Origin of the sequence: Tistrella mobilis (assembly GCF_039634785.1) — a bacterium.
GTDB lineage: Bacteria > Pseudomonadota > Alphaproteobacteria > Tistrellales > Tistrellaceae > Tistrella > Tistrella mobilis.
Window position 1 is genome coordinate 16140 of sequence record NZ_JBBIAB010000028.1, and the last position, 13923, is coordinate 30062.

16 protein-coding genes are annotated in these 13923 nt (G+C 63.9%); 12 read left to right on the forward strand and 4 right to left on the reverse strand.

All coding sequences use genetic code 11. From position 1 onward, the window contains the following. Positions 1-242 precede the first annotated feature (242 nt). Both WI697_RS24355 and WI697_RS24360 read left to right on the forward strand, forming a co-directional pair. The gene (locus WI697_RS24355) at positions 243-431 is read left to right on the forward strand and encodes a type II toxin-antitoxin system HicA family toxin (RefSeq protein WP_345960280.1); all 189 of its coding nucleotides are present in this window, start codon (positions 243-245) and stop codon (positions 429-431) included. Further along, positions 428-778, forward strand: coding sequence for a type II toxin-antitoxin system HicB family antitoxin (locus WI697_RS24360; protein WP_345960247.1), 351 nt, complete (start codon positions 428-430; stop codon positions 776-778). Before WI697_RS24355 ends, WI697_RS24360 begins: the two co-directional genes overlap by 4 nt. 444 nt (positions 779-1222) lie before the next feature. On the opposite strand, the gene WI697_RS24365 is transcribed toward WI697_RS24360, so the two are convergent. Beyond that, positions 1223-1603 (reverse strand): helix-turn-helix domain-containing protein, encoded by a 381-nt coding sequence (locus WI697_RS24365; RefSeq protein ID WP_062762591.1) that lies wholly within the window; start codon positions 1601-1603, stop codon positions 1223-1225. A gap of 405 nt (positions 1604-2008) precedes the next feature. Here WI697_RS24365 and WI697_RS24370 point away from each other — a divergent pair, with 405 nt between their 5' ends. After that, entirely contained in the window at positions 2009-2305 is a 297-nt protein-coding gene (locus WI697_RS24370) for a type II toxin-antitoxin system RelE/ParE family toxin (RefSeq protein WP_345960248.1), read from the forward strand. A gap of 4 nt (positions 2306-2309) precedes the next feature. Continuing rightward, on the forward strand, positions 2310-2630 hold the full coding sequence (locus WI697_RS24375) for an addiction module antidote protein (protein WP_345960249.1): 321 nt from the start codon (positions 2310-2312) through the stop codon (positions 2628-2630). A 424-nt stretch (positions 2631-3054) separates the two neighbouring features. On the opposite strand, the gene WI697_RS24380 is transcribed toward WI697_RS24375, so the two are convergent. After that, positions 3055-3324, reverse strand: a complete 270-nt coding sequence (locus WI697_RS24380) for a type II toxin-antitoxin system Phd/YefM family antitoxin (RefSeq protein ID WP_062762587.1) — start codon at positions 3322-3324, stop codon at positions 3055-3057. Between the two features lie 106 nt (positions 3325-3430). Next, entirely contained in the window at positions 3431-5155 is a 1725-nt protein-coding gene (locus WI697_RS24385) for a type IV secretory system conjugative DNA transfer family protein (protein ID WP_345960250.1), read from the reverse strand. Positions 5156-6861: 1706 nt separating this feature from the next. Here WI697_RS24385 and WI697_RS24390 point away from each other — a divergent pair. Genes WI697_RS24390 through WI697_RS24405 form a run of 4 tightly spaced genes read left to right on the forward strand, consistent with a single transcriptional unit; the run spans position 6862 to position 9429 of the window. Continuing rightward, on the forward strand, positions 6862-7596 hold the full coding sequence (locus WI697_RS24390; protein ID WP_345960251.1) for a hypothetical protein: 735 nt from the start codon (positions 6862-6864) through the stop codon (positions 7594-7596). Next, the gene (locus tag WI697_RS24395) at positions 7593-7871 is read left to right on the forward strand and encodes a hypothetical protein (protein ID WP_345960252.1); all 279 of its coding nucleotides are present in this window, start codon (positions 7593-7595) and stop codon (positions 7869-7871) included. Before WI697_RS24390 ends, WI697_RS24395 begins: the two co-directional genes overlap by 4 nt. Continuing rightward, complete coding sequence (locus tag WI697_RS24400; RefSeq protein ID WP_345960253.1) at positions 7868-8887, forward strand: CpaF family protein; 1020 nt, start codon at positions 7868-7870, stop codon at positions 8885-8887. The genes WI697_RS24395 and WI697_RS24400 overlap by 4 nt, the downstream gene beginning before the upstream one ends. Continuing rightward, positions 8875-9429 (forward strand): lytic transglycosylase domain-containing protein, encoded by a 555-nt coding sequence (locus WI697_RS24405; protein ID WP_345960254.1) that lies wholly within the window; start codon positions 8875-8877, stop codon positions 9427-9429. The genes WI697_RS24400 and WI697_RS24405 overlap by 13 nt, the downstream gene beginning before the upstream one ends. Here WI697_RS24405 and WI697_RS24410 read toward each other — a convergent pair. After that, positions 9415-9690, reverse strand: a complete 276-nt coding sequence (locus tag WI697_RS24410) for a hypothetical protein (RefSeq protein ID WP_062765963.1) — start codon at positions 9688-9690, stop codon at positions 9415-9417. The two genes, WI697_RS24405 and WI697_RS24410, sit on opposite strands and share 15 nt — an antisense overlap. A 217-nt stretch (positions 9691-9907) precedes the next feature. Between WI697_RS24410 and WI697_RS24415 the strand changes: the two genes are divergently transcribed. From WI697_RS24415 to WI697_RS24430, 4 genes are read left to right on the forward strand one after another with little or no spacing between them, the layout of a single operon-like run. Beyond that, on the forward strand, positions 9908-10180 hold the full coding sequence (locus tag WI697_RS24415; protein ID WP_296709020.1) for a hypothetical protein: 273 nt from the start codon (positions 9908-9910) through the stop codon (positions 10178-10180). 14 nt (positions 10181-10194) lie between these two features. Beyond that, positions 10195-10554, forward strand: coding sequence for a hypothetical protein (locus WI697_RS24420; protein WP_062765969.1), 360 nt, complete (start codon positions 10195-10197; stop codon positions 10552-10554). 25 nt (positions 10555-10579) lie between these two features. Then, a complete protein-coding gene (locus WI697_RS24425) occupies positions 10580-13096 on the forward strand; it encodes a VirB4 family type IV secretion system protein (protein ID WP_345960255.1) in 2517 nt (838 codons plus the stop codon). Beyond that, entirely contained in the window at positions 13093-13914 is an 822-nt protein-coding gene (locus WI697_RS24430) for a hypothetical protein (protein ID WP_345960256.1), read from the forward strand. Before WI697_RS24425 ends, WI697_RS24430 begins: the two co-directional genes overlap by 4 nt. Positions 13915-13923 lie beyond the last annotated feature (9 nt).

Consider the following 13923-nt stretch of genomic DNA (forward strand, 5'->3'; position numbering starts at 1 on the left):
TACAATCTTTATCTTATATAGGGTGTGTTTCAGAAAAAAAAAGATCTAAATAATTGAGTCAAGACAGCAAGAAATTCCGAAGAAAATTTGTTCTTTAGAGAACATTATTTTGAACACGTAATTGGATACGACCACCCGCGGTGGAGCGCTCTCCCGTTCGCAGAAGTTTCCTCTGGGGAGGGCCGGATACAGGCGACGGCGCTTGACACGCTGGAACGCCACCGGATTTCACCTGGGGCGAGCTGGTCAGGCTGCTGGAAGGGCTGGGATACAGCGAGGCGGCGACCGGCAAGACAGGCGGGTCCCGTCGCCGGTTTATCCATGACACCGCGCCGACCATCGCATTGCACAAGCCGCACCCCGGCAACATCGTCAGGATGTACGTCATCGAGGATGTGTTGCGGGTGCTGACCGAGGAGGGTCTGATATGAGCATGATGCTGGAATATAAGGGCTATCTCGGCTCGGTCGAGTACAGTGACGAGGACGAGGTGTTGCACGGGCGGCTGGAGTTCATCCGTGATCTGGTGACCTATGAGGGCGTGGACGGAAAAGGCCTCAAGGCTGCTTTTCACGAGGCCGTGGACGATTACCTTGAGCTTTGCGCGGCTCAGGGCCGTAAACCCGATATGCCTCTGAAGGGCAGCTTCAACGTCCGGCCCGGCCGCGATCTGCACCGCCGCGCCATGCTCTATGCCAGGCGCCGGGGCGTGAATCTGAATACCGTCGTCAGTGACGCCCTGCGTCGTTTTCTCGACCACGAGGACCATGCAGCCTGATCTTCTGTGATCCGGTCGTGCTCGAAGCCGAGGTATGACCTCGGCGAGTCGAGACAGAAGGCGGAGGCAGACCAAGACCGCTGAATTATCGGTAGGGTGTTGCCTGCGGTCAGCGCCCTATATCTCCATAAAAATGCATATGCATACGAAAATTCGTTTCAAATCATGGACTTGAGCTGAATTGCCTGGCAAGGGTGCAGAGTTTAGCATAAATACATATATACATAACTGTGAAAATGTAATGTCTCCCGCCCCTGGTTCGACGCGGGCCGCAGGCCGGTCGAACCTCGCGGTAGCGAGGACGAGGGCGACGCCCCTCGTCCCGACACCTCTGGCACGGCCGCGGCGAAGGCCTCCGGTCAACCCCCGAAGCCCGCAGGCGGGACGCCGGCTCTGCCGGCGTGGGGTTGAGGGGAGGCCTTCGGTGTGGCAGATGGTTAGTGATCAACGGTCCCTGAGGGCTGCATCGACAGCGACGACCGTCGACAGGATGCCGCCACGGATCGCTGGCGGGACGGCCCACCAGGCCCTGACCAGGCGTTCAGTGTCAGGGTCGAAGGCCTTGCTTGCAGGCATCCCACCCAGACCTTCAAAGAAGAAGGCGGGGGACACACCCAGCACCTTCGCGATCAGGCTGAGGCGGTCTGCGGAGACCCGATTGCGGCCTTTCTCGTACTTCTGGACCTGTTGAAAGCTGAGGCCGATCAGCTTCCCAAGCTCGCTTTGGGACATGCCACGCCGGATCCGCAGATCACGGATCCGGGCGGCGATGATCTGGCAGTGTTCGGCCAGTTCGTGCTTCAGATCGTCATCGATATGCATCATGTCTCGCTCTCCTGAGTGGGAGGGCCCCGGGGCTATCTGGTCAACCTGAGGTATATGATATCTAAGATGATATCAAATACAACATAGATATCTAAAACGAATCGTTATTGATGCCATTGCACACATCTCTCACAATGCGCAGATGCCGCCTCGCAAAAAACTCTTTGATCATATGGTTGCCCGCTTTCCAGAGGGCACTTTTGAGCGCATCGCAGCCGTCCTCGGCCGGACAGAGGATCGGACCGATTTCGTGCGCGAAGCGGTCGAGAAGCTTTTGCAGGAGCGCGAGGCAAAGGCCAGGGGTGAGCCTCGCTCCTGAGCTTGATGGCAGACATCCCGGAGTACTCTGCATACATATGTCAACTATAATTGACGACTCTGGGGATTGTCAGGTATAGTTAGCATATGATCGACCTCATCAAGAGCGATACCTTCGACAGATGGCTTGATGCTCTTAGGGACATTCGTGCTAAGAGCCGCATACAGACGCGTATCCGGCGCCTGAGTCTCGGTAATCCGGGAGATGTGAAGCCTGTCGGCGAAGGCGTCTCTGAGATGCGGATCGATTACGGTCCCGGCTATCGAGTTTATTTCATGCGACGCGGTCCGCTGGTGATTCTGCTGCTTTGTGGCGGCGACAAATCCAGCCAGGACCGGGATATAGCCCTGGCAAAAGCCATCGCCGCAGAATGGAAGGAGTGATGATATGGCTCAGGAAGGGTTCAGCCGCTACGACACGGCTGATTATCTCAAGACTGAGGATGACATCGCAGCTTACCTGGAAGCTGTAATGGAAGATGGCGATCCCGCTTTGGTTGCGGCTGCGCTGGGAGATGTCGCACGCGCCCGCAACATGAGCCAGCTCGCTCGTGACGTAGGCATGAGCCGTGAAGGTTTGTACAAAGCCCTGTCTGGAGAGGGTAATCCTACCCTTGCCACGGTCATGAAGGTTGCGCGTGCGCTTGGGCTGCGGATGTCTTTCCAGACATCGCAGGCTCATGCGTCGAACGGCAATGAGGCAGCTTAAGCTGCCCCTGGCAACTAACATATTCTGGGTCGTCACGGCCTCCGTGAAAGAAGGCCGTGACCTATATCTCAAGCCGAATCCGGTCTCCTGAGCCTAGTCTCGTGAAATTGCTCGCGTGGAATCAGTGGCCCACAGCTCTTGTAGCCGCATCACGATCTGGCGGAACAGCCGCGGCGGCAGAAAGCCGTGGGCGTAGCGCCGTTCATTGCCCGCGATGGGAGGCAGGGTCGGCGGGCGGCGTATGTGTGATCGGCAGCACCGTGACCATCGTCTGGCCATCCTCACACTTTACCACCAGGACAATCACGCAGGGGCGATCTTTGCGGCCCTCTTCCCGTCCGGCCTGATGCTCGTGATGCCAGAGATAGGCGTAGGAAAGAACGAGACCGAGCTGGGGAGTGGGAAACGCCATACGGGAATCAGGTCACTCGTTCTCTAGCAGCGCGTCGAGATGGTCATGCTCGGCCGCCATGTGGCCGCCGGCGATCGCGGCGATGTGTTCGGCAGAAAGGTCCTTGGTCGCAAAGGAACGCTGCATGAGGTGTTTGTAGCGTTGCAGTTCCTCATACTCGACAGGCGACACGAAATAGCCTGTCGTGCGGCCATGGCTGGTCACGGCCACAGGCTCACGCTGGACGATCTCGCGGTACTGGCCAAAATTCCGAGCGAACTCGGTAGCGGACACTTCGCGCATGGAGCCTCCCTTTCTATTGTGGATTTTACGCAATATGCGGATTTTGTCAGGCCTGCGTGCTATCGATGCTCCTGTTAAATATATGCATAAGTACATAAAAGCATAATCATGCAGATGCTGCTGCCGTGACAGCCTTTGCAGCGATCACCTCGGTCTCCGGAATGCGGATCGGCTGCACCCGGACCAGGCTGGCGGTCCGCTCCGGCTGGAACAGCACGGCATGGCCCCGGGGCAGGGTCAGGATGGTGTTGGCGTGGATCAGCGGTTCTTCGATCTCGCCCACGGTCCGGCCGTCTTCCCAACGCTCGCCGCCATAGGCGCCCACCTCCGTGCGCTCCATGCGGGTGACCCGCTTGGGCCTGGTGCCGGAGGCAGCCTGGACCCATTCGGCGGTCTCGACATCGGAGCCGCCGAAGAACAGCTTCACCTGACAGTTGGTCAGGACAGCCTGGAGCACGGCGCGGCCGTCGAGGCTTTCGTCATCGGGCTTGAGCAGGTCGGCGAAGGACTGGAAGGCGAGATTGAGGTTGAGGCCGGTATAGGCGGCCGCGGCCAGGACGCGGAGGATGACCGCCGAGGCCATGAATTTCAGCTCGTCGACGAAGAGGCTGAGCGGGGCCGTGCGCTCATGGCGGAGCCTCCGGGCGAGCTGCGCCACCTCGACCAGCAGTGTGCGGGCCGCAAGCCGGATCTCGTCGTCATCGATGTCGCCGATGACATAGAGCACGGCGTTCGAGCGGATCACCCGGTCGAGATCGAGGCCACGGCCGGCCCTGGGCGTGAGGGAGGGACGCCGGGCCAGGCGTTTCAGCTTCTCACGCGGGGAGAGCAGGGCCTTCCATTCCCCCTCTGACAGGTCGCGCCGCTCAAGGGCGTCGGCGATTGCGCCGAGGCTGGTGCGCGGCAGCTCCGCCATCACCTCGCGGATGACGCTGGCGGCCAGGATCTTGTAATGGTCGGCATCGGTGCCCCGCTCCTTCAGCCCCAGAAGTTCGGTCATCCGGATGATCCGCTCCTCAAGGGGGCCGTGTTCAAGCGGCGCCCAGCGGCCGGCGCCGGTCTCGCGCAGATCGACCAGGAGGAATTCCCGGCCCATGGCTTCAGCCCGGCTTCGCAGGATCACGGGCAGGAAGTCATCGCCCTTGGGATCGACGAAGATCACGCAATCACCGCGCTGGACCGCCTGATCCGCCCAGACCTGGAAGGTGACGCCCTTGCCGAAGCGGGTGGCGCCGATGACGCATTTCATGGTCTCGAGCGCGGTCTTGACCGGGATTGAAACCGGCTGGCCGTCGGGGGCGAGGCCGGTGAAAACGAGGCCCGGGCGGTAGTGGTTGCGGGGATCAAACCCTTGCGCGTCTGCCCAGCGGGCAGCCTCGTGGCGGACATCGGACAGAGCCTCGGTTTCCTGGCTGTTGCGGTGGGCCCGCAGCTGCTTCGACAGCCAGGTCAGGCCGTAGCGGATGGCGAGGATCCGGCTGCTGACCGCAAGGCCGATCAGGGCCAGGCCGAGCAGGCCCCAGCGCCCGGCCCAGTCGACGAGGAACCAGCGTGCGGCGCCATCGCCGAGCAGCCGCTCGGCGAGCACCAGATGGCAGATGGTGAGGAGCCAGAAGAGCAGGGTGCCGGCGAAGGCGGCGATACGCAGGCGCCACCAGAGGATGGAGGCGCTGACCCGGTCATCACCCGGGCGGGCGCCGGGCAGGCCGATCGCGCAGGTCACGCTCAGGCAGAGGATCGCGAGCAGAGGCAGGCCGGGATGTCCTGCCTCCAGGGCCTGGTGCGCGAGGTGATTGCTTGCCCCTGTGACGGCTTCGGCGAAACCGGTCATCTGAAGACCTCATCTGAAGGCGCCTGCCGGCGGGGAAATCCCCGCCGGCAGGCCTTCGGCCACGGACCTTTCAAGGTCCGGGCCTTGCGTGACCATCACATGGTCAGTGCCGCCGTCGAACGGTCGGCTGTGATGGTCGCGACGACGGTCGGCCATCCGGGGGCAATGTGCCGCCGGATGGCATGACCGCCGTCCGATCTGGTGCGCGCGGCAGGGGTGCCGCTACGCATCGGTCGATCGTCATGATGTCTCCTCCTGGATGACTCATTGCCCAAGGGTGATGCCGTCTGTCGCGTCATGGCGTTTCTCCGGAAAATCAGGGGCGGCCGAAAGGCCGCGACACCATCCACCGGCCAGGGTGGATGGCACGTATCGCAACCGCGGCGGCCAGGCCGCAGCCGCTCGTCACGCTGTCTGCTTTTGGCTGTCCGGCCGGTCGGTGATGGGGGCCACCCATCATCGACCGGCGTCGCTCGGCCCGCTGCTTCGATCGAATCGCAAGCAGGCCTTTCTCGCCTCGTCGCAGACGCTCCCAGGCATAGCCGTCGCGCGCAGCCACGCGCGCATGAACCGGGTGTCAGCCGGTTCCGGCCTTAGCCTTTCCCACGTTAGTCCAGCCGGTCTTCACGAGCAGACCGCCAGTGCCTCACCGGGACGGTTAGAGCCTGAGGCTCTTTCATCGCAGATTTCAGGGGCCCGAGGTTCCAAAGCAGCTCCCTTACTCACCGTCCGGCTTCCAGCGTCGATCGCCGGCCACTGAAGGGCCGGTGCTGGCTCTTGCTCTCCGAGATGCACCCTCATGGGTGCAATGACAGGCTTGAGCTGTCCATCGATCTCGCGAGGTTGCCCCCACGAGTACCAGCCATCCCAGGTTTCCCCTGATGGCCTCCGGATGGTTTCCCACCCGGCGTGAAGCCCACCTGCTCGGCACGCGTTCGACCCTTCCGAGCCGCCCGCGGGCAGGGCTTTGAATACCTGCTCTCCAACTGGACAGGAGCACACCGCGTCACCGCGGGGTCCGTGTCCGTGTCGCCCGTCCTCCGGTATGGCCTTCTGGCGCCACCGGGGGGAAGGATTGGGTCGAACGGGGGAATTGCACCCCCGAGCGCCCGTTGCAGCCGGACGAGCCCCATTACGGGCATCCGGCTACGGCGTGACGAAGCCCGGGTTGACGGCCCGGGCCGGCGGCATGGGTTGCGTGGGTGCGGGGCCTGGCCTTCGGCTTGACCTCCTTCCTTGGGGAAGGCGAGAGCCCGCATGCATGAACGTGATCCGATCCCGCTGGCGAGGCGGGATCACGAAGGATCCCGGCCCCATCGGGCGGGGTGAGCAGTGTCGTCTCCTCAATCAGGGTGCGGCGTCGGGGACCATCCCCGGCCGCTTGTGAAAGCGTCGGATCTGGTCCCGTCGTCCGGCCCCGCTGGCGAGGCGGCCCGGTCGTCGGATCGGCTCTGGCAGTGCGGAAGATCAGGCTGGCGAGGCTCTGGTCCCGGACCCTGCGTCTGATGCCGGTCGCGTCGTGCGCAACGGCATCAGATTGAGTTTTCGGTAGGGGGCAAGCAAGCGGAAAACCGCTGTGCTTGGAACCTCTTTATATTTTTCTGCAAGTATCTCTTTCTTATTCACTGATAAAAACATAGTGAAAAAATTTGAAGCGTATTTCGTCTTCGTGCTTCCATGCGATCACTCAAAACCGGGGGGTGTGCATGGAGGTTCATGTCCACAAAGTCGGTCTGATGCAGGATGTGCTGAAGCATGTCGGGATCGGCTACACCCGGCATTTCGGCGGCATCGTACCGGTCACGAAGGTGGAAGCCTTCGCGACCAGGATGCAGCGCCTCTACCGGACCGATCTGTCGGCGGCCGAGCGGGTCCGCCGGAAAGCTCTGGGGCGCGCAAATGCGGCGCTCTTCCTCTATCCCCGTGCCGATCGCCAGGGGTTCGACTTCATCGGTCTGCTGACGGCGGGGGAGCATGTCGCGGCTGCGGCCGAGATGTTGTCGGATGCCGGAGACCGGCGCCAGCGGATCCGCTTCGAGGACCGCTATGAGCTGTTGCGTCTGACGGCTTCCGGCGGGCAGGTGCGCTGGACATGGCGCCTCACCCAGGCGGCCTTCGATGCCCAGGCGGCGGCGATCCGGGCGGCCGTCCGGCGTCAGGATGACGACCGGTCCGTGCATCAGGTGATCGCCGATCTTTACGCGATGCCCGGCTTCCGGGGGGTGCGCACGCAGATGGCCGGCCTGCTCCGCGTTCTGCATGGGGAATGGCAGCGCAGCCGCCAGGAGGCCCGCTGCCCTTACGTCTCGACCAGGCCCAAGGGCTATGTCCGCTTCCTGCCGATCCGGAAGATGCCGCTGTCCGAGGTGGTCGACCGGATGGTGATGGGACGCAAGCCGATCCCCTATGCCCGGGTTCATGAAAAAGGTGCCAAGTCATGAAACTGTCGATCCAGCCGCAATCCGACGTGCATCTGTCGATCCGGCGGCTGACCCTGACCCGCGATGCCTTTGCCGACTTCATGGCCTATAAGAAGGCCTATCGGGATGCCTATGGCGAAGACATAGCGGATGAAAAGCTCGCAGCCGAGCTGGTGACCCTGGCGCTCCGGCGGGATCGCAGCCTCCGGGCCTATAAGCGCCGGAACACGGCACCGGGCGAAGCGCCGGCGGCCTCCTCAGGCGGCCCGGCGGGCGGCGGGGAAACGGTCTCATGATCGCCGAGATCTTGAGCTATTACGGCCAGCCGATCGCCGATCTCAGGGCCGATCCTGAGATCACCGACATCATGATCAACGGCCATGAGCGGATCTTCGTCGAGCGCGATGGGCGTATCGAGCGCAGCGCCGCCCGGTTTCCGACGGCGGAGCGGCTGGACGAGTTCGTGCGGCAGATCGCGCACAATCTCGGTCAGACGATCGACGCGCGCACCCACCCGATCCTGGATGCCCGCCTGCCGGATGGCAGCCGGATCAATGCCGTGCTTCAGCCGGTCGCGATCGGCGGCACGGTCGTGACCATCCGTCCGGCGCCGCATCGTCATCTCTCGGCCGACGAGCTGGTCGCGCGGCGCATGCTCACCCCGGCCATGCTTGCGCGGATCCGGGAAGGCGTCGAGGCGGCAGAGTCCCTGCTCACCGCCGGGGGCACGGGCTCCGGTAAGACGACCTTGCTGCGCGCCTTCTCGGCCTTCATACCGGCTGAGGAACGGATCGTGACGATCGAGGACACCCATGAGGACCTGGTGCCGGGCGAACGCCATGTCGTGCGCCTGGAAGCGGCGCTCCGCCGGCGCCAGCTCGACCGCGATCAGATCACCGTCGGCATGGACCGGCTGATCGTCAATGCGCTCAGGATGCGGCCGGACCGGATCATCGTGGGCGAGATCCGCACGCCTGAAGCCGCCGAGGCCTATGTCCGGGCGATGAACACCGGCCATGGCGGCAGCATGTCGACCATTCACGCAAACAGTGCCGGCGAGACCTATCTCCGGCTGCGCGATCTTCTGACCTCTGCCGCCCCGGCCGTGCCGCCGGCGCTTCATGAGGAGACCGTGCGGGCGAATGTGCGCTTGGTCATCCATGTGGCGCGGCTGCGCATCGGCAGCGATGTCCGCCGCCGGGTGACGGCGATGTCTGAGTCTGTCCGCGGACCGGATGGTCTGCACACCCGGACGCTCTGGCGCTATGTGCCGGAGGCGGACAGCTGGGAGGACAGCCGGTGCGCGGCCTGATGTTTGTGCTCGCCCTCCTGCTCGTGCTACCGGCGGCGGCCCGGGCAGAGACCGGCTGCTTCGCCCGCGCGGCGCGGCTCGCCGGTGTGGAGGCGGATGTGCTGATGGCGCTGGCCTGGGTCGAGAGCCGCTGGCGGCCGGGGGCGGTCAATGACGGCAACCGAAATGGCAGCGAGGATGTCTGCCTGATGCAGGTGAACTCGGTCCATTACGAACGCCTGGCCCGCATCGGCATCGATCGCGACCGGCTGCTTCAGGACTGGTGTGTCTGCCTGTTGGTGGGGGCGGAAATCCTGGCGGAGATGCGGACCGCGACCGGCGGCGATCTCCGCGATGCGCTCGCAGCCTACAATGCCGGCCCGGGCAACCTCGCAGCCGGCCGGCGGCATGCCGATGAGGTGCTTCGGGTGCTTACCCGGCTGCGGCGATGGCGCGCCGGGCCGACCATCGGGTCAGCGCCGGCGCGCGAAAAAATCCGCTCAGAGGATTCGACGCAACCACACGTTGGACAACCTCCGCGATATGCGTCAGGAGGCGACTGAGCGGAGCCTCATTGTGCGCTGCAACCGGTCGAGGATGAACTCGTAGATTTCATCTTCATGGATGAATTCGTACTCCCCGGACTTCAGCGCATCCATCACCAGCCGGTCGTAGATCTCAATGCTGTGGCGGGTGACCTTGGTTCTGGTCGATTTGATGCCTTGTCGGGCGAGATCGGCTTTCAACTCGCTCAACAGCTCATAATGCGCCTTCCCGATATCCAGCGGGCGCCTGTCAGCGAGGGTTTTTCTTTCAGTCGGCATGGCCGCTCGTCTCCTTGCATGGCGAGATCGGTTGTGCCCAAGGGGGATCATTCTCCAGAAAAGAGCAAGTCTACGTTACCGAACATAAACACTAATTTGTAATTATCCCTTGAACAAAATCAACTCTTGCGCTTTCGTATCCATCAATCAAGTTAAACAGGTCCATCGAATGAGCACGAATCCTCGCACGGTCCCGATGGGCACCGAGGCATCGGCCATGGCAGGCGCTGACGAACTGCCTGTTGCAACGACCATTCTTGGTGCGCCGGCCCGTTACTTCGTCCCGGCCGTGGCCGTCGGGTTGGGGTTTGCCCTGGGCGTCAGCCTGGTTGCCGGGATCGTTCTCGGGATCCTGCTGCCGGGCGGGCTGATCCTGTTGCACCGCAAAGATCCGAGCGCGTTCGAGATCTGGGTGGCCCGCATGCGGCTGCCCTGGTGGCGCGCCTGGACCATCGGGCGGCGGCGCCGCCCCGTCATCTGGTCGGACTGAGGAGGTCTCCCCCCATGACACTGCAATCGACCATCCGGATCCCGGCCCGTCTCCGGGCTGCAGGGCTTCTGGCTGCCGCGGCGTTCGCGAGCCTGCCGGCCCGTGCGCAGCAGGTGGTGGATATCGGCACCGTCGCCTCGGGCAATGAGGGCACCACGCTCCTCACCAAATTCTTCCAGAGCTGGGTCAACTTCATGACCGGCCCCTGGGCGGTCGCGATGATGGCAGCATCGATCGCGGTCGGGGTTGCGATCTGGATCTTCATGCCGCGTGAAGGGCCGATGGGGTGGGTGGCACGTGGTGCCATCGGCGGTCTGGTGCTGCTCAATCTGGGCCCCTGGCTGGCCGATCTCGGCTATATCGGGCTCTCCTGAGGGCGGGGCCGGGATCATGTCGTCGATGCACCCGGTCACGGAGGCCTTCCAGGTCTTCGCGCCCTATGGCAGCTGGATGCTCACCCGGCGCGGCACGCTGCTGGCCGTGGTCGAGCTGGAGGGTGTTGATCCGGATGCGCTGACCCGGGCGGATCTGTCGCATGTGGCGCTGACCGCGCGCCAGGTCGCCGAACAGCTGCCGCCCGGGGCCGCAGCCAGCCAGTACTATGTGCATCTCGACCGGATCCCGGTTTATCTGCGTGATCGGGCCGATCCGCTGCGGCACCGCCTGTCCAAGGCCCGTGAGCGCTTCCTGAACGACGCGGGCGGGCTTGCCCGCAGCTTCCTCTTCCATGTCTACGAATTCGGCAGTGACCGGGCCGCGACCGGCTCGCTCGGGGCCGAGATCCGCGACCAGCTCGCCGGCGGTTTTCTGGAGCCCGAGGCGCGCCGGCGGTTCATCCGCCGGCTGCGCACGCCCGACGCCCTGTTGCTCAGCCGCGAAGGCCTCGCCCGGCTTGCCCGGGATGCGACGGACCAGCTCGACAAGATCGTGGCGATCTGGGGCAAGCTCGGGGCCGCCCGGGTGGTGGCGCCGGAGACGGCTTTCGGGCTGATGCGCTATCTCGCGAGCTTCGATCCGGCTCATCTGCTGGCCCCGCCCCGGGTGGTGCCTGAAGATGATATGGATCTGGCGCTCGCAGCCGGAGACATCGAGCCGGTCGAGATCGGCTACGACGCCTTCCTCAAGCTGCACGGGGCCGAGACCCGCTATCTGCGGATCGGGTCGGTCACCACCCTGCCGCGCCAGGCGCTGGGCTGGCTGACCGAGGGGGTGGACGCGCCCATCGCCCGTCGGGGCGATTATGTGATCGTGCACAGCTTCGAGCCGATGTCGGAGATCACCCGGGCGCTGCGCTTCTCGGAAGCCCGGGCCGCGATCGAGCGGACCCGGATGTCGCTGGTCAACATGATCCGCGGCGAGACCACCACCGAGCGCGAGGAGTGGCGGCCGAAATACCGGGCGAAGCTTGATGCGATCGCCAGGGCAGAGGCCGAGGAAGATCGCTGGGGGCTGGTTGCCACCACCCTGCTCGTGCCCGATCGCGACCCTGTGGCGGCCACCAGCCGGGCGCGCGATTTCGCCCGGATCTTCGCCGCCCGGGGCATCGGGCTGGTCTGGGAGGCGCTGGGCCTGCCCTTCGCCTTCCAGGCGGTCCAGCCGGGCGGGGCAGGGGCCTCGCGCCGGCGGAGCATCGTCACCTCCTCGCGCCATGGCAGTCTGGCGCTCGCCTTCAAGGCCCGGACCGGTCAGGAAACCGTTGCCGATCTGGGGCAGGAGGAAGCGGGGTTCATCTTCGAGACCGCGAGCGGCGAGCCCTTCCACTTCTCGCCCTTCGTCGGCGGCCGCGGCTTTGTGATCGGGGTCGGGCCGGTACGTTCGGGCAAGACCTTCCTCAAGAACACGCTTGCGACCCACTTCCTCAAATATGGCGGGCTGGTACGGGCGGTCGACATCGACCCGGGCGCCAGATGTGTGGCGGAGATCTTTTCGACCGATGGGGCCGGCTATTGCGCCCTGGGCGATGCCGGGGCGCTCAATCCCTTCGTGTCGCAGCAGGATGGCGAGGATGCCGATTTCGCGACCCATCTGGGCCAGCTGCTCGCCCTGATGCTGGAGGCGAACGACACGCCCGAGATGCGCCGGGTCTCGGCCGAGGAACAGGCGGATATCGATCAGTCGATCCGGGCCGTGATGGCCCTCGATCCGGCTTTGCGGTCGGTGCGGGCCTTGCATGCCCATCTGCACAGCGACACGCGAAGGTTGTTCGACAGGTGGTTTGATCGCGGAATGTATGCAGGCATCCTTGATGCCGAGGCCGATGCGATCGGGCGGATCGATCATCCCTTTGCAGCCTGGAATCTGGGGGCCTATCGCGACCGGCCGCAGGTCCTGCGGCCGGTGCTGCTCGACCTGTTCTGGCGGGTCACCCGGGCCTTCGAGGATCCGACCCGGCGGGGTGTGCCGAAGATGCTGGAGATCGACGAGGCGCATCATGCGCTCTCGATCCCGGTCTTTCGGGATTATGTGACGGCCAAGGTCCGGACCTGGGGCAAGTGGCAGGCCGGCGTCACACTCTGGACCCAGTCGCCGGCGGAATATGGTCAGGTGCCGGAATGGAGCGCGATCCGCTCTGCGGCCTCGACCTTCTTCTTCATGGCCGACGGGCGGATGGATGAAGACCAGTATCGCCGGGTCTTCGGCCTGCGCGACGGCGATATCGCCGCGATCCGCCGTCTGGTGCCCCGGCGCGAGGCCTATCTGGTCCAGCCGGATCTCGACATCCGCAAGGTCGTGACGCTCCGGGTCGACCCGGAACAGCACGTCATCAACACCTCCCATCCCCGGGAAGCGCAGATCCGCGACCGGCTGATCGCCGAGCATGGCCGTGACCGCGGCCTTGTGCTCGCGGCGGCCGAGATTGCGCGGCTGGGCACGTCCCGGGTTGAGGTTCCCTCCCCCGCAGGAGCAGAGGCATGAGGTACAAGATCCTGATTCTGGCGGCCGGTCTGGCCATCACCCCCGTTGCCGTTCAGGCCGGGGGCGTGCCCACCTTCGACGGCGCAGCCCTCTCACAGGATGCCCGCGCCTATGCGGAAGAGCTGGCCGAGTTGCAGCGGCTCTATAACCAGCTCGCCGAACAATCGGCTCAGGCGATCCGCAATGCCCGCCGGCTGGGCGATCTGGGTGGTCTTGCCGATGCGCTGGCCGAATATGCCGGTCTGGTCGATGACGAGGCGGCCCGGACCATCCTGCAAGAGATCTATGGCCTCGATCCCGATCGCACCGATTTCCGGCGGGAGATGTTCCGGATCCTCGGCCAGGAATACGACCTTCCGGAGGATGAGGACGACATCCGCCAGGCCTTCCGTGAGGTGGGGGCGTCGGAGGCGGTGATCGATGCGCTCATTCGGTCGAGCAGCTATTTGCAGGTCTATAAGGATCGGGTAACGGCAACATCAAAATCTCTTATCGATAGCGCTCAGAAGAGTGAAAAATCTCGCGCTATGCTTGATAGATATGGGGAGACCCTTGATTCACTTGGTGACGATTCGTTGGGCGCGAGTATGCAGCTTAATACCAGCGTGAACATTACGCAGGGATATCAGATCGATCAGATGACCAAGGAAATTAGGGAACTCCGTGAATATTTTGTAGCTCAAGAGGCTGAGAAGCTCGAAGCAAAGCAAAAAGCTCTCGAAAGGGAGCTGCGTCGGCAGGAAGAGGTGAAGCGACGCACCGAAGCGAGGCACACGCCTGTTCGCATCATGGATTGGGCAAGAGGAATGAGCCAATGAGAGCCGTAC